Annotated in this window: 1 protein-coding gene and 1 pseudogene; one reads left to right on the top strand and one right to left on the bottom strand. The window is 36.6% G+C overall.

Translation table 11 applies throughout. From position 1 onward, the window contains the following. Positions 1–25 precede the first annotated feature (25 nt). Positions 26–733, top strand: a complete 708-nt coding sequence (locus AC1DTM_RS28760) for a DNA alkylation repair protein (RefSeq protein ID WP_088099263.1) — start codon at positions 26–28, stop codon at positions 731–733. A gap of 68 nt (positions 734–801) precedes the next feature. Here the strand turns inward: AC1DTM_RS28760 and AC1DTM_RS28755 are convergent. Continuing rightward, positions 802–955, bottom strand: a pseudogene (locus tag AC1DTM_RS28755) (Imm30 family immunity protein); the annotation flags it as partial.

Below are 955 nucleotides of genomic sequence, written 5' to 3'. Positions count from 1 at the left end.
ATATTAAGGAAGGACGTGCACAGCTATGGACTTTAAAACAGTTATGCAAGAGCTTGAAGCCCTCGGTAAGGAACGAACAAAAAAAATATACATATCTAACGGTGCACATGAGCCAGTTTTCGGCGCGGCTACAGGCGCTATGAAACCAATTGCTAAGAAAATAAAAGTAAATCAAGATTTAGCTGAGGAACTTTACTCCACAGGTAACTACGATGCTATGTACTTTGCAGGTATTATTGCAGATCCAAAAGCTATGAATGAGTCTGATTTTAATCGTTGGATAGACGGGGCGTATTTTTATATGCTGTCTGATTATGTGGTGTCAGTGACTTTATCAGAGTCCGATATTGCACAAGATGTTGCCGATACATGGATTAAAAGTGGGGACGAGCTAAGAATGTCAGCAGGATGGAGTTGCTACTGCTGGCTTTTAGGAAATCGCAAAGACAATGAGTTTTCCGAAAGCAAGATTTCCGATATGCTTGAAATTGTGAAAAATACGATTCATGATTCACCAGAACGAACAAAATCCGCTATGAATAATTTTCTAAACACTGTCGCAATTTCATATGTACCACTACACGAAAAGGCAGTTGAAACTGCAAAAGAAGTTGGTATAGTTGAAGTAAAACGTGATAAGAAAAAAAGCAGTTTACTAAATGCTCACGAAAGTATCCAGAAAGAACTTGATAGAGGCAGACTTGGTTTCAAACGTAAATATGTAAGGTGTTAAAAAAACTTCGTATTAGGGTGTCAATCCGATAAAGATTGATACCCTTTTTTACTCACGTTATTCGACTATTAGATAAGCTTAATGACTTCATTAACAGATTCACTAAACATATCAGGATCTTCATTTTTTATTTCCAATAATAGTTCTTTAATGCCACTCGTAATGGATGGATTAAATTGCGAAAGTACTTTTCCATACACCGTTCTTATTTGCGGATTATTG

It is taken from the genome of Bacillus sp. P4_D3, from assembly GCF_056401855.1.
The sequence above is the reverse complement of the archived record's forward strand: the minus strand, read 5'-3'. Positions and strand labels throughout refer to the sequence as shown.

Excerpts from the sequence above, each read along its gene's own strand:
- AC1DTM_RS28760 (WP_088099263.1), top strand. The coding sequence starts at position 26 with ATGGACTTTAAAACAGTTATGCAAGAGCTTGAAGCCCTCGGTAAGGAA.